The sequence below is a fragment of the Pseudoduganella rivuli genome, assembly GCF_009674485.1.
Classification (GTDB): domain Bacteria; phylum Pseudomonadota; class Gammaproteobacteria; order Burkholderiales; family Burkholderiaceae_D; genus Rugamonas; species Rugamonas rivuli_B.
This window is the reverse complement of sequence record NZ_WKJJ01000018.1, coordinates 147,526-167,036: the sequence shown is the minus strand read 5'-3', so window position 1 is coordinate 167,036 and position 19,511 is coordinate 147,526. Positions and strand designations below refer to the sequence as shown.

Genomic DNA, 19,511 nt, shown 5'->3' with positions numbered 1-19,511 from the left:
ACCCTGCGGTGTTGCATCACTGCCGCGTCACTGCTGCGTCACCTGAACCGTCGCCGCCATGGATTCGCCGCCGGCGCCGCGCCGCACGCCCCGTACCGGCGCCGCGCTGTCGTAATCGCGTCCGACCGCGAGCCTGCAATAGGCATCCGTCATCAGGCGCGCATGGGTCACGTCGACCGACACCCATCCCACATCGGCGCCGTCGTCCGTCCAAACGTCCACCCACGCATGGCTTGCCGCGTGCCCGCTGTTGCCCGGATCGATGTAGCCGGACACATAACGGGCCGGCCATCCCAGCGCATGGCAGCATGCGACCAGGATATGGGCGTGGTCCTGGCACACGCCCGTGCCCAGGTCCAGCGCCGCGCCGGCCGTGGTGCCGACAGCCGTGCTGCCGGACTGGTAGCGCACGGCGGCGGCGATGCCTTCGGCCAGCCGCATGGCGTCGGCCGTGCAGGGCAGGGGTGACGGCTGCGGAATGCAGCGGGCGGCCAGCGCGGCGATCGGCGGCGTCACGGCCGTCAAAGCGGTAGGCACCGTGTAGGCCAGCGGCGACAGCGCATCGCCGCTGGCGACCCGCCCGCCCTGCGGCGCGGTGGTCTCCACCGTGCCGGCCGCCACGATGGTCAGCGCCGTGTGCGGGGCGTTCAAGGTCAGCATGTGCGACAAATTGCCGTAAGCGTCGGTGTACGCGTGCAACTGGCCCGCCGCGCTGAGTTGCCACGACAGCGCATGCTGATGTGACTCCAGGCGCGGCGTCAGGTGCAGTTGCTGGATGCTGTACGCTTGCTGCGCCGTGTACGTGTACGTGGTTTCATGCCGTATCCATAGTTGCATGACAGCTCCTAGGCAGCCAGCGGAACGAGGAAGTCCCGGCTGATGCGGTTGCCCAACTCATAAATATTGGCCAGGAATTCGGTCAGCGTGTCGTGCAAGCCTGCCTTCAGGATGTCGTCGACAGAACCAAAGCGCAGCTGGGCATGCAGGCGTCCCGCATAGCGTTCCGTGGCGCCCGACACATCGTTGCGCACCTGCGCCAGGTTGTGCACGACTTCATCCATGCAGGCCAGCAGCGAGCGGGGCATGTCGGGCCGCAGCATCAGCAATTCCGCGATGCGTTCCGGCGTGATGACGTCGCGGTACACCTTGCGGTAGATTTCAAAGCCGGACACGGAACGCAGCAGGGCCGCCCAATAATAATAGTCGCGCTGGGTCTGGTCGCCCGTGCGGTGGAATTTCACATCGAGGATGCGCGCCGTGTTATCGGCCCGCTCCAGGAATGTGCCGAGCCGGATGAAATGCACAGCATCGTCGCGCAGCATGGTGCTCTGAATGACGCCGCGCGCCAGGTGCGAACGGTATTTGACCCATTCAAATACCTGGCTGGGATCATTTGCCAGCAAAGGCACGCGCTTTTGCCAGTCCAGCCACATCTGGTTCTGGATTTCCCATACTTCCGTGGTCAGCGTGCCCCGTACCGCGCGGGCATTTTCCCGCGCTTCTTTCAGACAGGCGGCAATCGACGACGGGTTCGACGGGTCGCGCGCCATGAAATCAATCACGTCGCGCGCGTTGACGGTGCCGTAGCGGCCGTCATAGGCTTGCTGCAACTCCGAAATCCCCAGCAATGCGCGCCAGCTGCGTTCGGCATCCTGGGCCGATTGCGGCAACATGGCGGCCTGCACGTGCACGTCGAGCATGCGCGCGGTGTTTTCCGCCCGCTCCGTGTAGCGGGCCATCCAGAACAAATGATCGGCAGTGCGGCTCAGCATGATATGTCTCCCTCCAGTACCCACGTATCCTTGGTGCCGCCGCCCTGCGACGAATTCACCACCAGCGATCCTTCATTGAGCGCCACCCGCGTCAGGCCGCCCGGCACCATGGAAACGGTTTTGCCGGACAGGACGAACGGGCGTAAATCGATGTGGCGCGGCGCCACGCCGGATTCGACGAAGGTGGGGCAGTTCGACAAGGCCAGGGTCGGCTGCGCGATATAGCCATCCGGCTTGGCGATCAGGCGCTGGCGGAATTCCTCGATTTGCGCACGCGTGGACGCGGGACCGACCAGCATGCCGTAGCCGCCCGCGCCATGCACTTCCTTGACCACCAGTTCCGGCAAATGCGCCAGCGTATAGTCCAGGTCTTCCTTGCGGCGGCACTGCCACGTCGGCACGTTGTTGAGGATGGGCTGCTCGGACAGGTAGAACTGGATCATGTCGGGCACGTACGGATAAATCGACTTGTCGTCCGCCACGCCGGTGCCGATGGCGTTGGCCAGCGTGACCCGGCCCGCACGGTACACGGACAGCAAGCCCGGCACACCCAGCGCGGAATCGGCGCGGAACGCCAGCGGATCGAGGAAGTCGTCATCGAGCCGGCGGTAAATCACGTCGACGCGGCGCGGGCCGTGCGTGGTGCGCATGTACACCGCGTTATCCGACACGAACAAATCCTTGCCCTCCACCAGTTCCACGCCCATTTGCTGGGCCAGGAACGCGTGTTCGAAATACGCGGAGTTGTACATGCCCGGGGTCATGACGACGATGGTGGGATCGTCGACCCCCATCGGCGCGACCGAGCGCAAGTTATCGAGCAACAGGTCCGGATAGTGGTCGACCGGCGCGATGCGGTTGCGCGCGAACAGTTCCGGGAACAAGCGCATCATCATCTTGCGGTCTTCCAGCATGTACGACACGCCGGACGGGACCCGCAAGTTGTCTTCGAGGACGTAGAACTCACCCTTGCCGGCGCGGACGATGTCGACGCCGGCGATATGCGCGTAGATATCGGAGGGCACCTTGATACCCTGCATCTCCGGGCGGTATTGCGCGTTCCGGTAAATCTGCTCGGCGGGAATGATCCCCGCCTTCACGATATTCTGGTCGTGATAGATATCGTGGATGAACATGTTCAGCGCCTTGACGCGCTGCGCCAGCCCCGCCTGCAATTGGGTCCATTCGCCCGACGGAATAATGCGGGGAATGATGTCGAAGGGGATCAGGCGCTCGGTCCCGGCATCGTCGCCGTACACGGCAAATGTGATGCCCACGCGGCGGAACAGCAAGTCCGCTTCGGCGCGCTTGCGCGCCAGCGTTTCCGGTGGCTGTTGTTCAAGCCAGCGGCAGAAGTCCCGGTAATGTTCGCGTACCGGCAAGTCGGCCGCGGCATCGTGCATTTCATTGTAAAAGTTACGCATGTTTTTATCCCGGCAGTCACGGTACAGTAGTCATATCAAGATCCATGCCAGCCCAATTACCGTGCAAAGACGCGCCATTCTGTTGCAATGCACCGCTTAGGTGCGCAGCCATGTAGTTCCTGCTTGTGACTGGTGCAACGGGCGCTCTATACTCGGGTTGTTGCGTATGCAGGGGACACCATGACGACTGATTTCGACCAGATGGTATTGCAGCAGTTGCCGGGCGCAGTCGTGGTATGCAACCGACGCGGCAGTGTGGTGCACTGGTCGCCCGGAGCGGAACAGGTATTCGGTTACACCGCCGACGAAGCCAGCGGCCGTTCACTGTATGAGCTGGTCGGCATGCCCGGCCAGGACTGGAATACCTTCCTCCAGACGCTGGAGCGCAGCGGCGGCGCATGGGATTACGAAATCCTGCGGCGCAGGAAAAATGGTTCGCCGGTGTTTGTCGATGTCTCCAGCAAGACCGTCTACGACGCTGCCGGCCGCAACGAATTCGTGATGTTTGCCAAGAAGGACATCACGCGCCTGAAAGCCATGCGCGATGCGAAACAAGTGGAGGCGCGCTTCCGCGACGTGCTGGAATCCACGCCGGACGCCATCATCATCGCCAACTCCACCGGCCTGATCGTGCTGGCCAATTCGCAGGCCGAGCGCCTGTTCGGCTATCCGAGCGGCGAGTTGCGGGGACAGCCGATCGAAGTGCTGCTGCCGGAGCGCTATCGCGGCTCGCACGTCGGCCACCGTTCCAGCTACTTCACGCAACCCCGCACCCGCACCATGGGCGCGGGCCTGGAACTGTACGGCGTGCGCAAGGATTTGCTGGAATTTCCCGTCGAGATTTCCCTCAGCCCGATCAACACGGAAGAAGGCGCGATGGTGATGAGCGCGATCCGCGACATCAGCGACCGCCGCAAGGCTGAACAAAAGTTCCGCGGCTTGCTGGAGTCGGCGCCCGACGCCATCGTCATCGTCAACAGCAGCGGCGAGATCGTGTTGGTCAACAGCCAGGCTGAAAACCTGTTCGGCTACCACCGGCGCGACTTGCTGGGCAAGCGCATCGAAGTACTGATACCGCAGCGTTTCGCCCATGGCCACCCGGACTTGCGCAGCGGTTTTTTCCATTCGCCACGGCCGCGCTCGATGGGCGCGGGCCTGGAGTTGTACGGGCTGCGTGCGGACGGCACGGAATTCCCCGTCGAGATCAGTTTGAGCCCGTTGGAAACCGAAGGCGAGACGCTGGTGTCGAGCGCGATCCGCGACATCAGCGAACGCAAACGCATCGAAGCCACGCTGCACGAACAGCGCGAACAACTGCAGCGCGCCAGCCAGGCCAAGGACCGCTTCCTGGCCAACATGTCGCATGAATTGCGCACGCCGCTCAATGCCATCCTCGGTTTCGCACAATTGCTGGACAACGACGCGCTGCCGGTGTCGCCCGAACAGCGCAAGGAATTCATGGGCTATATCCAGAAGGCGGGCACGCATTTGCTCGAACTGATCAATGAAATCCTCGACTTGTCGAAGATCGAGTCGGGCGCCGTCACCCTGTCGATGGAACCGGTGGGACTCGATGAATTGCTGACGGAATCGAGCATCATGATGGAGCCGCAGGCCAGCAAGCGGGGGATCCGCATGATCTTCCCCACGCAAACCGGGTTGCACGTGCAGGCCGACCGCACGCGGCTCAAGCAGGTGGTCCTGAACCTGCTGTCGAACGCCATCAAATATAACCGCGACATGGGCGTCGTCGTCGTCGATTGCGCGTCCATCGACGGCGCCAGGGTGCGCATCTCCGTCCAGGATACGGGACAAGGCTTGCGCAGCGAACAGGTGGAAGCGCTGTTCCAGCCATTTAACCGGCTGGGGCAGGAAAACAGCGGGCAGGAAGGCACCGGCATCGGCCTGGTCGTCACCAAGCGGCTGGTGGAACTGATGAACGGCCAGATCAAGGTCTCCAGTTCGCCCGGTACCGGCAGCGTGTTTTTCATCGAACTGGCGCAGACCGATGCGCCCCAGGCGGCAAAAGCCGTGATCAAGGCGTTTGCCGCGCCGCCCGTCCCGGTGCAAGCGTCCGAAGACGGTACGCTGCCCATGCTGGTGTACGTGGAAGACAATCCGGCCAACCTGCGGCTGGTGGAAGAAGCACTGCGCTTTCGCCCCGACGTGCGGCTGCTGACGGCCGTGAACGGCCTGCGCGGCCTGGAATTGATCCGCACCAGCATGCCCAGCGTGATCTTGCTGGACATGAATCTGCCGGATATCAGCGGCATGGATATACAGCGCCGCCTGCGCAACGATCCGGCCACAGCCGGTACCCCCGTGATCGCGATTTCCGCCAACGCCATGCAAAACGACATCGATGCGGCGCTGGACGCGGGCATTTTTCGCTATATCACGAAGCCGATTGAACTGTCCGCATTAAACGATGCGCTGGACGAGGCGCTGGCCCTGGTGCGCACCCGCTCCGCGTAATGACGCCCGGGTCAGTGCCGCAGGCGGTACCACGCCAATCCGATCCACTCATAGCAGGCGTAATAGCTGGCGGACAGCCCGGATGCGCTGGGCAGCAACTGGAACGGACCTAACGGCCCGTGTGAATAATATGCGGTGGGCGCGGGCACCACCTCGAGGCCGGCGGCGCGGAACACGCGCGCGGCGCGCTCCATGTGCATTGCATGCGTGACCAGGATGATGCGTTTGACGCCGGCCGGCAGCAAGATCGCCGCGCTGAACGCGGCATTTTCCGCCGTGTTGGTGGACGCGCCTTCGATCCATTTGACGTCCGTGCGGAAGTCCTTGCGCAGCGCATCGGCTATGCTGGCGGCCAGCGATTGCGCCTGGTCGCCATCGACCCTGCCGCCGGTGACCAGCAGCGGCAAGCCGGTGTCGTGCTGCACCCTGGCGGCGTAGCGGATGCGCGCCAGCGCCAGGCCGTCCGGCGCATCGTCGCCGCCATATTCAGGGGCCTGGGGAAAGGCGCCCGCCGACAGGACCACGATGGCTTGCGCGCCGGCTGCGGCCTGCGGCGTCAACGGCGGGGTGGCACGTTCCAGCGGCGCCAGCATCAGGTTTCCAACCAGCCGGGTGCTGAACGCCAGCAGCACGATCAGCGCGCCGCGCCACAGGAACTTGCCGGCGCGGGGCAGGCGCCGCCGCAGCAGCCAACCCAACAGGGCGATCAGCAGCAGACTGGTGGGAGGCAGGACGGCGTAATGAATCAGGTAGGATAGCAACATCCCGGCATTGAAACAATTGCATCACGCCGTGTCAAGGCTGCCGAAGCCTGCCGGAACTCAGGCGGCCCGCAATTCCGGCGCCGGCGCCAGGTTGCGGCGGATGCCCAGCATGCTCTTGCGCCAGTCTTTCGGCGACTTGCCAAACCAGCGCGTGAACGCGCGGCCGAAGCTGGTCGACGTGCTGTAGCCCAGCGCCAGCGCGATATCGCCGATCGGCATGGCCGTGTGCTGCAGCATGGTGGTGGCCATGTCGGCGCGGGTTTGCGCCAGCAGGGTTTCAAACGTGGTGCCGCTTTCCTGCAAATAGCGGTACAGCGTAAAGCGGTGCATGGCAAACAGTTCGGCCACCCGCTCCACATTGCAGTCGCCCGCCGGCAGCAGGCTTTCTATCACGTGGCGCACGCGGGTACGGAAATCCGGTGCGTTCTTCGCTTCCTGCTCCGTCAACTGTTGCTGCAGCGTGAGGTGGCGGTGCGGGGCGGCGAGGCTGCGTTGCGCATCCAGGCCGGCGGCGCTGAATACGATGACATGCCGCTCCATGCCGAATTGCACGGGCGAGCGGAAGAAGCGCAGGTACGGGTCCGTCACTGCCGGCAATTCGAGCGCCAGCTGGATCTGTACCGGACGCCAGTTGCGGTCGAAGATGCCCTCCAGGTGCTTGACCATGGCCGCCAGGCACGCGGTCAGTAATTGCTGTTCGCCGGCGAAGCGGCCTTCCATCGACAGCGCGAGCATCGCCTGGCCATTGTTTTCCGACAGGTCGATGCGCATGGCCGGGTGCCACAGCTGCGCAAAGCGCACCACGGCTTCCACGGCTTCGCGCTGCGTACCGGCATTCAAGACCAGGTGCCGCAACGGACCGGCGGTTTCCAGGGTGGCGCGCTGGCCCAGCAGCAAGCCCAAATGGGCGCAGCCCGTCGCTTCGACCGCTGTTTGCAGGATGCGGCCGTGCTGCAGCGCCGGCAGCGGTGTCAGCGGCTTTTGCATCATGTCGCGGCGCACGCCATGGTCTTCCAGCAACTCCCAGGGATCCAGCCCGAAATCGCGCAGCAGTTGCGGCAGTTCGGACAGGGCGCCAACGGGGAAACCTTTTTCTGCGGGGAGGGGAGTCGGATTCATCTTATCTGCATAAAAAATAATCAATGCGTCATTGTCGAGCAGCCCCGGCCGAATCACTTGTCATTTCACGTCAAATATTTGTCATTTGCCGACATGTCGCGACCGCTCCACGGCACCAAAGTACAGTTGGCGCGGCCCGCGATAAACAGTATTGGCGGGCGCTGATAAACGCTGCCATCGGCTGCCCTACAGTACGCCCTTTATTCACGCGCTTGACATTGGAGAGACACGGGCATGGGCATCGGGAAACGCATGGTGGCGGAGAGCCTGGGAACGGCATTGCTGCTGGCGATTTCCGGCGGTTGCGGGATTGCAGCGCAACGGCTGGCGGGCGGCGATGCGGCCATGGCGCAACTGGTCACGACGCTGGTGTCCAGCATGGGGCTGGCGGTGCTGATCCTGACCTTCGGCGGCATTTCCGGCGGCTACTTCAATCCCGTGCTGACCCTGTCCGACGCGTGGCGCGGCAATTTGCGCATCGAGTATGTGGCGCCGTATATCGTGGCGCAACTGGCAGGCGCGCTGGCCGGCGTGGCGGCGGTGCACGGCATGTACGGGCTGGACTTGCTGGTGGCGGCGCAGCAGCAGCGTTCGGGCACGGGCCAGTGGCTGGGTGAATTTGTCGCCACGTTCGGCTTGCTGGCGGTGTTCATCGGCTGCGGCCGCGCGCGTCCCGTGATCGCGCCGTTCGCCGTCTCCGCTTACGTCATGGCCGCTTGCTGGTTCAGTTCCTCGTCGGCGTTCATGAACCCGGCGCTGACCCTGGCCAGGGTGGTGGGCGAAGCGGGCGCGATCCGGATGGCCGACGCGCCGGCTTTCGTCTTGTCGCAACTGGCCGGCGCTGCCGCCGCGACGGCGATTTTCCTGTGGCTGTATGGCAGCGTGCGGAGTGCGGCGCGCACCTGACGCCCGATACGGCGAACTGTAAGAACGAACGCTCCATACCGGAGCGTTTTTATCGGGATTAAACATGTAAATGATTTGCATGTTAGCTAAAACTCCGCTATAGTTGACGCAAATCAAGAGCGGAGCCAGCAAATACGAACCGCTGGCTGCCTGAGCAACGCATGTCAACGCATTTCCAATACCAAGAATATAACCAACAGTAATCCTTTTCGAGAAAGGCTGACCCATCATGTTGTCCCAAGAACACCGCGCCATCATCACCGCCACCGTACCGATCCTGAAAGAAGGCGGTGAAACGCTGACGCGCCACTTTTACCAGAAACTGTTCCGCGAATATCCGCAAGTGGTCCCGTTCTTCAACCAGGCGCACCAGCATGGCGGCACGCAGCAGCGCGCGCTGGCCAACAGCATCCTGATGTATGCATCGAATATCGACCGCCTGGAAGCGCTGGGCCCACTGGTCGGCACCATCGTCAACAAGCACGTGTCGCTGCAAATCCAGCGCGAACACTACCCGATGGTGGGCGCGGCGCTGCTGGGCGCGATCCGCGAAGTGCTGGGCGCCGACGTGGCGACCGATGCGGTGCTGGAAGCGTGGGGTGCGGCGTATGGGCAACTGGCGGACATCCTGATCGGCGCCGAGCAGCAAGCCTATGACGCCAACGCGGCGGCCGAAGGCGGCTGGCGCGGGGCGCGCGCCTTCAAGGTGGTGGGCAAAGTGGTGGAAAGCGATGAAATCACGTCGTTTACGCTGGCGCCGGCCGATGGCGGCAAGGTCATGGCGTTCATGCCGGGCCAGTACACCACCGTGGTGGCGACCATCGATGGCGCCGAACAGCGCCGCAACTATTCGCTGTCCGCGCTGCCGAACGGTGAAACGTACCGCATCAGCGTCAAGCGCGAAGCGGGCGGCAAGATGTCGAATTACCTGCACAACCAGGTGCAGATGGGCGATACCGTGAACCTGTTCCCGCCGGCCGGCGACTTCGTGCTGAAAGACAGCGACAAGCCACTGGTCCTGATCAGCGGCGGGGTGGGCATCACGCCGACCCTGGCCATGCTGGGGGCGGCGTTGCGCACGCAGCGTCCCGTGCACTTCATCCACGCGGCCCGCAACAAGGGCGTGCATGCATTCCGTGGCCATATCGACCACCTGGCAGGCGTACATCCGCAACTGCGCCGCCATTACGTCTATGAACGGGACGACGAAGGCATGGCGCACGCCACCGGTTACCTGAGCAAGGAACAACTGGGCGCGTGGCTGCCGGAAAACCGCGACGTCGACGCGTATTTCCTCGGCCCGAAAGGCTTCATGCAAGCCGTGAAATCGCACCTGCGCGACCTGGGCGTGCCGGAAACGCAGACGCACTTCGAATTCTTCGGTCCCGCCGAAGCGCTGCAATAACGGTGATTTCCGGCCGGGCCGGGTTCAGGCAGGGCCCGGCCGCTTGCCCGGGCGTTTACCCTCAGCCCGGCCATCCAGCCACCGCACCACCGCCTGGTTGTAGGCGGGCGGCGTGACGGTGGCGACGCGGTGCGCCAGGTCCGCCAGCGTATGGCTGGCCAGCTCCTCCCGCATGCGCTGTTCCGCCGACAGCATCACGGCGTGGATGGTGCAGGGCGGCACCCCGGTCCAGTCCGGTTCATTCCCTTCAAACACGGCACAGCGCTGCCGCACTTCGCGGCAATCGAACAGCGCCTTGCCGCCATCGATGGCATCGACCACGTCCAGCACGGAAATCGCGGCCGGCGCGCGCGCCAGCGCAAAGCCGCCCCGGATCCCTTCCGTGGCGCGCACCAATCCCCCTTTGCTGAGCTTGGTGAACAGCTTGGCCACGTAATCGGCTGGAATGCCCTGCAAATCCGCCAGGTCTTTGGCGCTGGCTTCTTCGGCGCCGCCCGGCCGCTCCGCCAGGAACAGCAGGCAGTGCAGCGCATATTCCACGCCGGTACTGATATGCGACATATATAAAACCCCGACTTCTTGACTCGTAGTTTTGAGGATACCGGACGGGCGACGCCGCTGGCAAGGCTTGCGCACGCGTTGGAAGTGCTATATCGTTAACTACGACACAGCAAGTCGTAGTTATATTAATCAATGAAGAGGACGGCATGGCACAAACGATTTTGGTGGCGGGAAGCGGATTCGCGGGACTGTGGGGCGCGCTGGCGGCGGCGCGGGTGCTGGATGAACAACAGGCGACACAGGTCGACGTGGTGCTGGTATCGCCCGAACCCCGGCTGGGGATGCGGCCACGCCTGCACGAAGCCGATCCCACCGCGTGGAGCACGGATATCCTGCCGCATTTGCAGGCGGCGGGGGTGCGTTATGTGCAGGGCTTTGTTTCGCGTATCCACCGGCAGGATGGGTATGTGGAAGTGGCGGACGCGAACGGGCAATTGGTCTCGCTTGCATACGACCGCCTGCTGCTGGCGGCCGGCAGCGCCATGTACCGTCCCGCCGTGCCGGGGCTGGCGCGCCACGCCCACAGCATCGACCAGCCGGCCGACGCGGCCGCGCTCGATGCCCACCTGCAAACACTGGCGGCGCAGCCGGATACGCCGGCGCGCCATACTGTCGTCGTGGTCGGCGCGGGCTTTACGGGCATCGAGCTCGCGTGCGAATTGCCGGCCCGCCTGCGCGCCTTGCTGCCGGGGACCACGCCACGCATCGTGCTAGTGGAGCAGGCCGGCGAAGTCGGCCCGGCGCTGGGGGCGGGTCCCCGCCCGGTCATCGAACAGGCGCTGGACAGCCTCGGCATCGAACGCGAGCTGGGCCAGACTGTGGCGGCATTGGATGGCGGGGGCGTAGTGCTGGCGGACGGTTCCCGCATCGCGGCGTCGACCGTGATCTGGACCGGTGGCATGCGCGCCACTGGCCTGGCGGGCCAAGTGGCGGCCAGACCGGATGCGCTGGGCCGGGCCCCGGTCGGCAACGATTTGCGGGTGTACGGGGCACCGCACATCTTTGCCGCCGGCGATGCCGCCGTGGCGCGCACCGACGACGACGGACACCAGACGTTGATGGCGTGCCAGCACGCGCTGGTGACGGGACGCTATGCCGGCCACAATGCGGCCCGCGACCTGCTGGGCCTGGCCACCGAGCCATACCGCCAACCCGCCTACGTGACGTGCCTGGACCTGGGCGGCTGGGGCGCCGTGTTCACACAAGGCTGGCAGCGCGACGTCGGGACGGCGGGCGCCGAGGCGAAGGCCCTGAAAATGCAGATCAATACGCAGTGGATTTATCCGCCGGCGCCGCGGCGCGACCTGTTGCTGGCGGCCGCGCATCCGGACAAGGCGTTCGCCGGGTAGCGGTCAGGCTTGGGGGCATTTGTGTTGGCCGTGGCGTATGATACAGTGCGCGCCACTGTGCTATACAACTGCTGCCATGACCAACTCGAAAACCATCCCGATTCACGCATACGATAAACCCGCCGGCGGCTTCGGTTCGTTACGGGGCGCGGCCAGCGCGCTGCAAGGCAATGGCGCGCTGCCGGCGCTGAAGACGCTGCCGCACGTGAACCAGCCGCAAGGCATCGATTGCCCTGGCTGCGCGTATCCGGATTCGCCCGACGACAAGTCGGTGGATTTTTGCGAGCAGGGGGCGTGGGCCATCGCGCATGAAGCCACGCCGAAGCGCGCCACGCCGGAATACTTCATGCAGCATACGGTCACGGAGTTGCGCACGCGGGAAGAATGGCAGCTGGAAGCCATCGGCCGCCTGACGGCGCCGATGCAATACGATGCCGCCACCGATACGTACCGTGAAATCGGCTGGGAACAAGCCTTCACCCTGGCCGGCGAAGCGCTGCGCAGCCTGGACAGCCCGCAGCGCGCCGTGTTTTACGCGTCGGGCCGCAGCAGCAATGAAGCGGCGTTTCCCTACCAGCTGTTTGCACGTGCGTTCGGTACCAACAACATGCCGGATTCGTCCAATTATTGCCACGAATCGTCGGGCGACGCACTGCGGCTGTCGCTGGGCGTGGGCAAGGCCACGGTGACGCGCGAGGATTTCGAGCATGCGCAAGCCATTTTCGTGTTCGGCCAGAACCCCGCCACCAACCACCCGCGCATGCTGGGCGATTTGCGCGAAGCAAAGAAGCGCGGCGCCCGCATCCTCGTGTTCAATCCGCTGCTGGAGCGGGGCTTGCAGCAATTCACGGACCCGCAATCGCCGGCGGAAATGCTGACCGGCGCCAGCACCACCATCGCCGACCAGTATTACCAAGTGCGCGTGGGCGGCGACCTGGCCGCGCTGACGGGTATCATCAAAGCCGTGCTGGCTGCGGATGAGGCGGAGGGCGGCACGGTATTGGACCGCGCCTTTATCGGCGAACACACACAGGGCTTCGATGCGATGGCGGACGTCATCCGTACGCAGCCGTGGGACGCCATCGAACAGGCCAGCGGCTTGAGCCGCGCACAAATGGAACAGGTGGCGCGTGTCTACATCGAATCGGACGCGACCATCGCCACCTGGTGCATGGGCCTGACGCAGCACGAATATGCGATTGAAACCATCCAGATGCTCGTCAACCTGATGCTGTTGCGGGGCAACGTCGGCAAGCCGGGCGCGGGCGTGATGCCGGTGCGGGGCCATTCCAACGTGCAGGGCGACCGCACGGTGGGCATCACGAACCGGCCGAAAGCCGAATGGCTGCAGGGATTGCAGCGCGTGTTCGGCTTCACGCCGCCGGCGCAGGCCGGTCTCGATGCGGTCGGCGCCATTAATGGCTTGCTGGACGGCTCGGTGCACGCGTTCACCGGACTGGGCGGCAATTTTGCCGTGGCGGGACCGGACAGCCCCCGCGTCCTGGCCGCGCTGTCGCGGTGCCGGTTGACGGTCCACATCGCCACCAAGCTGAACCGCACGCATTTGTACCCGGGCCGGATTGGCTTGCTGTTGCCGTGCCTGGGCCGGACGGAGCACGATGAACAGGATAACGGCCAGCAATTCGTCAGCGTGGAAGACACGGCCAGCATGGTGCATGCGTCGACGGGCCGCAACCGTCCCGCCAGCGACAAATTGCGCTCCGAACCGTATATCGTGACGGAGCTGGCGCGCCACACGCTGCCGGACTCGCCGATCGACTGGCGTGCCATGGGCCGCGATTATGACGTCACGCGCAATTACATCGAGCAGGTGGCCGATGGCGCTGTCGCCGGCTTTGCCGATTACAACAAGAATATCCGCCAGCGCCGCGGCTTCCACTTGCCGAATACGGCGGCGCTGCGGATCTGGAAGACCGATACGGGCAAGGCGAACTTTGTCCCGCATGCGTTGCCGGCGGAAACCATCATGGACCGGGCCCGCGCCGTGTATGGCGACAAGGTGCTGTGCCTGGCCACGGTTCGGGCGCACCGCCAATACAACACGACCGTCTACCACGATCCCCGCGGCGAGGTGGACCGCTACCGGGGCGTGCACCACACGCGCAAGGTGCTGTTCATCGGCGCGGCCACCTTGGCGCGGCTGGGTTTTGCCGATGGCGACGTCGTCAACCTGCGCGGCGCGTCGCTGGACGGCATCGAGCGGGTCGTGACGGGGTACCGCCTGGTGCAATATCCGATCCTCGGCGACGACGTGTTTGGCTATTTCCCCGAGTTGACGCCGCTGTCGCCACCCTGCCTGACGGCGCGCGGATCGAACACCCCGGCGTTCAAGGAAGTGCCGATCCTGATCGAACGCCCGTGATTTCCGGGCGGCACACGCGCGCCGCCCGCACGTTCGATGGCTGATACTGCCCGCATCAACACTGATGGGAGCTGATCATGAACCAGGTGAAACGAAACTGCCTGCTGGCAGCAACGGTGCTGGCATGCGGAGCACTGTCTTATACGGCAAGCGCGCAGGAAATCGAACAAAAGTCATCCAACGGCATCACGTACGTGACGGGCGGCGTCGGCAGCGAAGAACGCCAGGCGATGGCGGAACTGAGCCCGCAATTCAACGTCAAGATGACCTTTGCCGACCGCGTGACGGGCGATTACCGTTCCGGCGTGGCGGTGGAAGTGCGCGATATGCGGGGCAACGTGCGCATGCAAACGGATGACGCCGGACCGATGCTGTATGCGCAACTGCCTCCGGGGCGTTACCGTCTGACCGCCAACGTCGACGGCCAGCAACAGCAGCGCACGATCACGGTGGGCAGCAACGGTAGCAAATCGACGGCATTTTACTGGGACGCCGAGTCGCCCGTGTCGATGGGGCGATAAGTCTTAACTTCGCACCAGCCAGCGCCGCAGGTATACCGTGCGGCGCGGCCGGGTCTTGAATTCCGCCCGCGTCCGCACGATTTCCAGCTGTCCGGCGCTGAACACTTGTTCGTGCGGCCCATCGCGGTCGCGCCAGCGGCAGCGCACGCCATCTTCCACGCCGGGCGCCTCCACGGCAGCTCCCACCACCATCATTTTCTGGCGCCAGCCGATCGGCCGTACCACGTCGCCATCCTTGGGTCGTTCACCATCCATCTTGACCTCCTAGCAGATTGAATCCATTGTGGAGGAGGGCATGACGGCAGGGCGCTACTTTGCCTTCAGGCACAAATTTACGTGACGCATCACGCAAATAGCGTTGTTGCGGCTGTTCAACCTGCGTTGTATCAGCTAGTATCCTGACAACTATTCTTTTACATCAATATCGAGTGGCGGTATCTGTGTTGCAAGCGGATGCATGCCATTTGGGGAGACCATTATGCAGGGCTTATTACGGCTGTCATCCGTGCTGGACAAGATCGGATACCGCTGCGGCCAACTGGCCAATTTGATGATCCTGGCGTCATGCGTGATCAGCGCCAGCAATGCGCTGATCCGCTACGGCTTCGACTGGAGTTCGAATTCGCTGCTGGAAATGCAGTGGTATTTATTTGGTGCCGCCGTGATGCTGGGCGCGTCCTATACGTTCCAGCGCAATGAACACGTGCGCGTCGACCTGGTCTACGGCCATGTGTCCGAGCGCGCGCAGCTGTGGATCGATGTGTTCGGCATCATTTTCTTCCTGTTCCCCGCCTGCCTGCTGTTTGCATGGCTGTCGTGGACGTCGCTGTTCATGCCGTCGTGGGACGTGCTGGAACAGTCCAGCAATTCCGGCGGCTTGCCCCGTTATCCCATCAAGATCATCGTACCGATTGGCTTTGCCTTGCTGACGGTGCAGGGTGTTTCCGAACTGATCAAACGTATCGCCGCACTGGCCGGCAAGACGCATCTCGATAATAAATACGAAAGGCCGGTGCAATGATTCCTTTGGAGATGATGCCGCCGCTGATGTTCGGCGGCCTGGTGGTATTCATGCTGGTGGGTTTCCCCGTGGCGTTTTCGCTGCTGGCGGTGGGCCTGGCCTTTGGCGCCATGTCGATCGAGATGGGTTATTTCAACGTCGCATTCATGCAGGCGGTGCCGCAGCGGATTTTCGGCAGCGTATTGGCCAATGACTTGCTGCTGGCGATCCCGTTCTTCACGTTCATGGGCGCCATCCTGGAAAAATGCCGGCTGGCCGAAGACATGCTCGATTCCATGGGCCAGCTGTTCGGCAAGATGCGCGGTGGCCTCGGTTACTCCGTCATCATCGTCGGCTTTATCCTGGGCGCCATCACGGGCACCGTGGCGGCGCAGGTGATCGCGATGGCGATGATTTCGCTGCCCGTCATGATGCGCTATGGCTACCACATGCGCTATGCAACGGGCGTGCTGGCCGCGTCCGGCACCATTACGCAGCTGGTGCCGCCATCGCTGGTGCTGGTGGTGCTGGCCGACCAGTTGAAAACCCAGACCGCCAGCGCGGACGTGGGCAGCATGTACCTGGGCGCCTGGGGCCCGTCGCTGGTGCAGATCGCCCTGTTTGCGTTGTACACGTTCGTCCTGTCGCGTTTGAAACCGGACTGGCTGCCGGCCGCGCCGCGCGATGCGAATTCGCTGTCCGGCTGGCCGCTGTGGAAGCAGTGCCTGCGCGGCATCGTCCCCGCCGCCGTGCTGATCTTCATGGTGCTGGGCACCATGATGGCCGGTATCGCGACGCCGACCGAATCGGGCGCCATGGGTGCGCTGGGCGCCGTGATCCTGGCCGTGATCCGCCATCCCGCGTTCACGGGCCGCGACAAGATCGTGTTCCGCATCGGCATGACGGCGCTGGTCGTGGCCGGCGCCATGCACCTGGTGTTCGACGTGGAAGGCAAGAGCATGGCCGCGCCCATCAAACTGGTGCTGCAAGCCGTGCTGGCCGTGGTCTATGTGATGGTGGTGTACCTGGTGATCCGCGCCAGCCGCATCAAGGAATTGCGCGACCTGATCGTGCTGAGCTACCAGAGCACCATGCGCCTGACCGCGATGGTGGTGTTCATCCTGATCGGTTCGACCTGCTTCTCCGTGGTGTTCCAGGGCGTGGATGGCGGCCGCTGGGTCGAGCACCTGTTCGAGGGTATTCCAGGCGGCTGGATCGGCTTCCTGCTGGTGGTCAACCTGTTCGTGTTCTTCCTCGCGTTCTTCCTGGACTTCTTTGAAATCGCCTTCATCGTGGTGCCGATGCTGGCGCCCGTCGCGCAAAAAGTGCTGACGCCGGTGCTGCTGGCGTCGATGGGCACGCCGGAAGCGGCGGCATCGGCTGCGCTGGTGTGGTTCGGGGTCATGCTGTGCGTGAACATGCAAACGTCGTTCATGCACCCGCCGTTCGGCTTCGCACTGTTCTACCTGCGGGGCGTCGCGCCGAAGGAAGTCAAATCGTCTGACATCTACTGGGGCGCGCTGCCGTGGGTGGGCTTGCAACTGGTGATGGTGTTGCTGGTGGCCGTGTTCCCGTCCACCGTGACGGCCTTCCTCGACAAGGGCACCGCCGGCGACGGTACGCCGCCCGGCCTGGTCATCGACCAGGAAAGCATGGGCAACGAACAGTGGACGCAGCCGGAACAGAACGACGAACCGCCGCAACTGGACTTCGGCACGCCGGATGAAAAGCCGGCCGGCGAAAAACCTGCCGAACCTGGCAAGAAGTAATTGCATGCGCCACCTTCACGGGTGGCGCATTTTTTTTGGGAGCGTGAAAATGGAGATGAAACGCATCAACGCGGGCAAACTGCGCGCCATCGGCTACGATGCGCGCGAACGCCAGTTGCGGGTGGAATTCGACGATGGGACGGCCATCGATTACGCCGGTGTCGGGGCGGAAGTGTGGCGCAAGCTGTCCACGTCCGGTTCCGCGTGGAGCTATTACCGCGACAATATCGAAGAGGAATACACGGGCAAGCCGGGGCGCGTGCGCAAGGAAGCCGACCGCAAGGCGCTGGAGGATTTGTTCCGCGCGCCCGACGATCCGGCCTGAAGCGTCGTTACTGCGGCGGTGTTTCCGGGGTGGCGGTGTCGGTTGCCGTGTTCGCCGGTTGGCCCTGCGCCGGCGCGGCGGGTTTCAGGACGATTTCCATGCCGTACGACAGCAGGAATTTCGGCATGGTGTCCGGCGGGAACGGTTCCGTGTCGCGGATGGCCCGTTCCACCGCCGCGTCGTATTGCGGCAGGCCGGATGGCTTGCGCAATGTGACATTGGAAATCTTGCCTTTGCTGTCCAGTTGCACGGTGAATTCCGAGCGATAGTCGCCCGGCGGTTCCATGTGCGTCAAACGGTAGCGGATGCGGCTGCGGATTTCCGCGATGCGTTCCTTGCCGGGGGCAACGGGTGCTTTTGCTTCCGGCAGTTTCTCGGGCCTTGCGTTGGCCTGTGCCGCCTGGCGTTGCAGCGCCTCGCGCGCTTCCCGTTCGGCACGGTGTGCCGCGTATTTTTTCTCCAGCGCTTCGTATTCGATATCCAGCCGGGTCCTCGGTCGCTCGACGGCCGCCGGCGGCGACTTGCCGGACGGCGCGTCATCGATGACGAAGACCCGCAGCAGGACCATCGCCACGTTGAATGCCACGAAACCCAGCGCGAACCGCTTGGCGATCCGCTTGATGCGTTGCGCAGCGCTCGGGCCGGCGGTATCGGGCCCGGTGTATGCCGGCGCATCGCCGTACGTCGCCTGCTGCGAGGATACGTTTCCTACTTGCCAGCCGGACGGCACGGCACCGTAGCCGGGCGGCTGGGCCACGGCCGGCAATGCCGCATGCGCAAGGCGCCATTGTTCCAGGTTGTCCGCGCTGGCCACCAGTTCCAGCCACGTGGGAAAGCGCGCCGCCAGCTGTTCGGCGTGCGGCATGTCGTTGCGCAACTGGCCTGGGTCCGGTGTGTCGCTGTCGCGCAAGCGCTGTATCACCTGGCGCTGGACCGACTTCAGCTCGCCGTCCTGGTTGTCGAACATGCTGCGTTCATCGATGGCGCGGTCGACGATGGCGCCCGCATGGCCGAAGCGGCGCAAGCGGTGGCGGTCGCTGCGCCACTCAAAGACGTCGGCGGCGGCTTCCAGCAAGGTTTCGTGTCCGGGCCGCCAGCCACCCGCCAGCAGGTGCAATACCCGCGCCTCGAAAATAGCGCGGGCCGCCAGGTTCACCAGCCGGTCGTCGTGCAGGCACGTGCGCAAATGCTGTTCCCAGGCCGGCGCGTCATGCAGCGTGCGGCCTTGCGCCAGCCCGGAGCAGCCGGCGATGAAGGCTTCAAAGACGTCCGCGCTTAATTGCTGGGGATCGACGTCGGCGATGGTCAGCGGGAAATCCGGCTGCGCGGCGGCGGATGCCGCTGTCTCCGTGACCGGCTGAAGATCGGCGCCGGCGCTGGACGGGGCCACCGCGATCGGGCCGGGGGCGGCGGCAAGGCTGGAAACATTCGCTGTGGCGGCGTCCTGGGCGGCCAAGGCTTGCACCGGCGCGGCGGCGGGCGCGGTTTCCGGCGAGGCGCCGGCTGCGCCATCGTCATCGTCCCGCTCTCCCTGCTGCGCATAATAACGCTGGTATTCCTCCCACTGCAACGCCGTTTCATAAGCGGCCCGCAACTGCTGGAACCCTTCCGCGTCGGCGGCCTGGTCGATGCGCTTGACTTCACGCGCATAGGCGCGCCGGATCGTGCGCTGGTCGGCCGAGCCGTCCAGCGCCAGCCGCCTTAAAAACCAGGGCAAATCCTCGCTGTCGCTCATCGG

17 protein-coding genes are annotated in these 19,511 nt (G+C 64.2%); 9 read left to right on the top strand and 8 right to left on the bottom strand.

All coding sequences use genetic code 11. The features are described 5' to 3' along the window. Nucleotides 1-27: 27 nt before the first annotated feature. The 3 genes from GJ700_RS25990 to GJ700_RS25980 are packed head-to-tail and all read right to left on the bottom strand — an operon-like array spanning nucleotide 28 to nucleotide 3,196. Complete coding sequence (locus GJ700_RS25990) at nucleotides 28-837, bottom strand: transglutaminase family protein (RefSeq protein ID WP_154379460.1); 810 nt, start codon at nucleotides 835-837, stop codon at nucleotides 28-30. Nucleotides 838-845: 8 nt separating this feature from the next. Beyond that, the gene (locus tag GJ700_RS25985) at nucleotides 846-1,772 is read right to left on the bottom strand and encodes an alpha-E domain-containing protein (RefSeq protein ID WP_154379458.1); all 927 of its coding nucleotides are present in this window, start codon (nucleotides 1,770-1,772) and stop codon (nucleotides 846-848) included. After that, nucleotides 1,766-3,196, bottom strand: a complete 1,431-nt coding sequence (locus tag GJ700_RS25980) for a circularly permuted type 2 ATP-grasp protein (protein WP_154379456.1) — start codon at nucleotides 3,194-3,196, stop codon at nucleotides 1,766-1,768. The genes GJ700_RS25985 and GJ700_RS25980 overlap by 7 nt, the downstream gene beginning before the upstream one ends. A 180-nt stretch (nucleotides 3,197-3,376) precedes the next feature. Here GJ700_RS25980 and GJ700_RS25975 point away from each other — a divergent pair, with 180 nt between their 5' ends. Beyond that, the gene (locus GJ700_RS25975) at nucleotides 3,377-5,671 is read left to right on the top strand and encodes a PAS domain S-box protein (protein ID WP_154379454.1); all 2,295 of its coding nucleotides are present in this window, start codon (nucleotides 3,377-3,379) and stop codon (nucleotides 5,669-5,671) included. A gap of 11 nt (nucleotides 5,672-5,682) precedes the next feature. On the opposite strand, the gene GJ700_RS25970 is transcribed toward GJ700_RS25975, so the two are convergent. Continuing rightward, entirely contained in the window at nucleotides 5,683-6,435 is a 753-nt protein-coding gene (locus GJ700_RS25970) for a YdcF family protein (protein ID WP_154379452.1), read from the bottom strand. A 57-nt stretch (nucleotides 6,436-6,492) separates the two neighbouring features. Next, entirely contained in the window at nucleotides 6,493-7,554 is a 1,062-nt protein-coding gene (locus tag GJ700_RS25965) for an AraC family transcriptional regulator (RefSeq protein WP_154379450.1), read from the bottom strand. Nucleotides 7,555-7,788: 234 nt separating this feature from the next. On the opposite strand from GJ700_RS25965, the gene GJ700_RS25960 reads away from it, so the two are divergent. Both GJ700_RS25960 and hmpA read left to right on the top strand, forming a co-directional pair. Beyond that, the gene (locus tag GJ700_RS25960) at nucleotides 7,789-8,460 is read left to right on the top strand and encodes an aquaporin (RefSeq protein ID WP_154379448.1); all 672 of its coding nucleotides are present in this window, start codon (nucleotides 7,789-7,791) and stop codon (nucleotides 8,458-8,460) included. 229 nt (nucleotides 8,461-8,689) lie between these two features. Then, nucleotides 8,690-9,865, top strand: a complete 1,176-nt coding sequence (gene hmpA / locus GJ700_RS25955; RefSeq protein WP_154379446.1) for an NO-inducible flavohemoprotein — start codon at nucleotides 8,690-8,692, stop codon at nucleotides 9,863-9,865. Nucleotides 9,866-9,889: 24 nt separating this feature from the next. Here the strand turns inward: hmpA and GJ700_RS25950 are convergent, their stop codons facing one another. Next, on the bottom strand, nucleotides 9,890-10,426 hold the full coding sequence (locus GJ700_RS25950) for an RrF2 family transcriptional regulator (protein ID WP_154379444.1): 537 nt from the start codon (nucleotides 10,424-10,426) through the stop codon (nucleotides 9,890-9,892). 146 nt (nucleotides 10,427-10,572) lie between these two features. On the opposite strand from GJ700_RS25950, the gene GJ700_RS25945 reads away from it, so the two are divergent. The 3 genes from GJ700_RS25945 (at nucleotide 10,573) to GJ700_RS25935 (ending at nucleotide 14,679) form a co-directional block, all read left to right on the top strand. Beyond that, on the top strand, nucleotides 10,573-11,775 hold the full coding sequence (locus GJ700_RS25945) for an NAD(P)/FAD-dependent oxidoreductase (RefSeq protein WP_154379442.1): 1,203 nt from the start codon (nucleotides 10,573-10,575) through the stop codon (nucleotides 11,773-11,775). Between the two features lie 76 nt (nucleotides 11,776-11,851). Then, the gene (locus GJ700_RS25940) at nucleotides 11,852-14,158 is read left to right on the top strand and encodes an FdhF/YdeP family oxidoreductase (protein WP_154379440.1); all 2,307 of its coding nucleotides are present in this window, start codon (nucleotides 11,852-11,854) and stop codon (nucleotides 14,156-14,158) included. A 77-nt stretch (nucleotides 14,159-14,235) separates the two neighbouring features. Beyond that, complete coding sequence (locus GJ700_RS25935) at nucleotides 14,236-14,679, top strand: carboxypeptidase regulatory-like domain-containing protein (protein ID WP_154379438.1); 444 nt, start codon at nucleotides 14,236-14,238, stop codon at nucleotides 14,677-14,679. A gap of 3 nt (nucleotides 14,680-14,682) precedes the next feature. Here the strand turns inward: GJ700_RS25935 and GJ700_RS25930 are convergent, their stop codons facing one another. Continuing rightward, nucleotides 14,683-14,934 carry a hypothetical protein gene (locus tag GJ700_RS25930; protein ID WP_154379436.1) on the bottom strand — a complete coding sequence of 84 codons (252 nt, stop codon included), beginning with the start codon at nucleotides 14,932-14,934 and terminating at the stop codon, nucleotides 14,683-14,685. A gap of 223 nt (nucleotides 14,935-15,157) precedes the next feature. Between GJ700_RS25930 and GJ700_RS25925 the strand changes: the two genes are divergently transcribed. Genes GJ700_RS25925 through GJ700_RS25915 form a run of 3 tightly spaced genes read left to right on the top strand, consistent with a single transcriptional unit; the run spans nucleotide 15,158 to nucleotide 17,773 of the window. Then, entirely contained in the window at nucleotides 15,158-15,700 is a 543-nt protein-coding gene (locus GJ700_RS25925; protein ID WP_154379434.1) for a TRAP transporter small permease subunit, read from the top strand. Next, a complete protein-coding gene (locus tag GJ700_RS25920; RefSeq protein WP_154379432.1) occupies nucleotides 15,697-17,448 on the top strand; it encodes a TRAP transporter large permease in 1,752 nt (583 codons plus the stop codon). Before GJ700_RS25925 ends, GJ700_RS25920 begins: the two co-directional genes overlap by 4 nt. Before the next feature lie 55 nt (nucleotides 17,449-17,503). After that, complete coding sequence (locus GJ700_RS25915; protein ID WP_229507247.1) at nucleotides 17,504-17,773, top strand: KTSC domain-containing protein; 270 nt, start codon at nucleotides 17,504-17,506, stop codon at nucleotides 17,771-17,773. 7 nt (nucleotides 17,774-17,780) lie between these two features. On the opposite strand, the gene GJ700_RS25910 is transcribed toward GJ700_RS25915, so the two are convergent. Next, the gene (locus GJ700_RS25910; RefSeq protein ID WP_154379428.1) at nucleotides 17,781-19,508 is read right to left on the bottom strand and encodes an energy transducer TonB; all 1,728 of its coding nucleotides are present in this window, start codon (nucleotides 19,506-19,508) and stop codon (nucleotides 17,781-17,783) included. Between the last annotated feature and the right edge of the window lie 3 nt (nucleotides 19,509-19,511).

What these genes read in the sequence shown, in the direction of transcription:
- GJ700_RS25990 (WP_154379460.1), bottom strand. Translation starts at nt 837, where the DNA reads ATGCAACTATGGATACGGCATGAAACCACGTACACGTACACGGCGCAG.
- GJ700_RS25985 (WP_154379458.1), bottom strand. Translation starts at nt 1,772, where the DNA reads ATGCTGAGCCGCACTGCCGATCATTTGTTCTGGATGGCCCGCTACACG.
- GJ700_RS25980 (WP_154379456.1), bottom strand. Translation starts at nt 3,196, where the DNA reads ATGCGTAACTTTTACAATGAAATGCACGATGCCGCGGCCGACTTGCCG.
- GJ700_RS25975 (WP_154379454.1), top strand. Translation starts at nt 3,377, where the DNA reads ATGACGACTGATTTCGACCAGATGGTATTGCAGCAGTTGCCGGGCGCA.
- GJ700_RS25970 (WP_154379452.1), bottom strand. Translation starts at nt 6,435, where the DNA reads ATGTTGCTATCCTACCTGATTCATTACGCCGTCCTGCCTCCCACCAGT.
- GJ700_RS25965 (WP_154379450.1), bottom strand. Translation starts at nt 7,554, where the DNA reads ATGAATCCGACTCCCCTCCCCGCAGAAAAAGGTTTCCCCGTTGGCGCC.
- GJ700_RS25960 (WP_154379448.1), top strand. Translation starts at nt 7,789, where the DNA reads ATGGGCATCGGGAAACGCATGGTGGCGGAGAGCCTGGGAACGGCATTG.
- hmpA (WP_154379446.1), top strand. Translation starts at nt 8,690, where the DNA reads ATGTTGTCCCAAGAACACCGCGCCATCATCACCGCCACCGTACCGATC.
- GJ700_RS25950 (WP_154379444.1), bottom strand. Translation starts at nt 10,426, where the DNA reads ATGTCGCATATCAGTACCGGCGTGGAATATGCGCTGCACTGCCTGCTG.
- GJ700_RS25945 (WP_154379442.1), top strand. Translation starts at nt 10,573, where the DNA reads ATGGCACAAACGATTTTGGTGGCGGGAAGCGGATTCGCGGGACTGTGG.
- GJ700_RS25940 (WP_154379440.1), top strand. Translation starts at nt 11,852, where the DNA reads ATGACCAACTCGAAAACCATCCCGATTCACGCATACGATAAACCCGCC.
- GJ700_RS25935 (WP_154379438.1), top strand. Translation starts at nt 14,236, where the DNA reads ATGAACCAGGTGAAACGAAACTGCCTGCTGGCAGCAACGGTGCTGGCA.
- GJ700_RS25930 (WP_154379436.1), bottom strand. Translation starts at nt 14,934, where the DNA reads ATGGATGGTGAACGACCCAAGGATGGCGACGTGGTACGGCCGATCGGC.
- GJ700_RS25925 (WP_154379434.1), top strand. Translation starts at nt 15,158, where the DNA reads ATGCAGGGCTTATTACGGCTGTCATCCGTGCTGGACAAGATCGGATAC.
- GJ700_RS25920 (WP_154379432.1), top strand. Translation starts at nt 15,697, where the DNA reads ATGATTCCTTTGGAGATGATGCCGCCGCTGATGTTCGGCGGCCTGGTG.
- GJ700_RS25915 (WP_229507247.1), top strand. Translation starts at nt 17,504, where the DNA reads ATGAAACGCATCAACGCGGGCAAACTGCGCGCCATCGGCTACGATGCG.
- GJ700_RS25910 (WP_154379428.1), bottom strand. Translation starts at nt 19,508, where the DNA reads ATGAGCGACAGCGAGGATTTGCCCTGGTTTTTAAGGCGGCTGGCGCTG.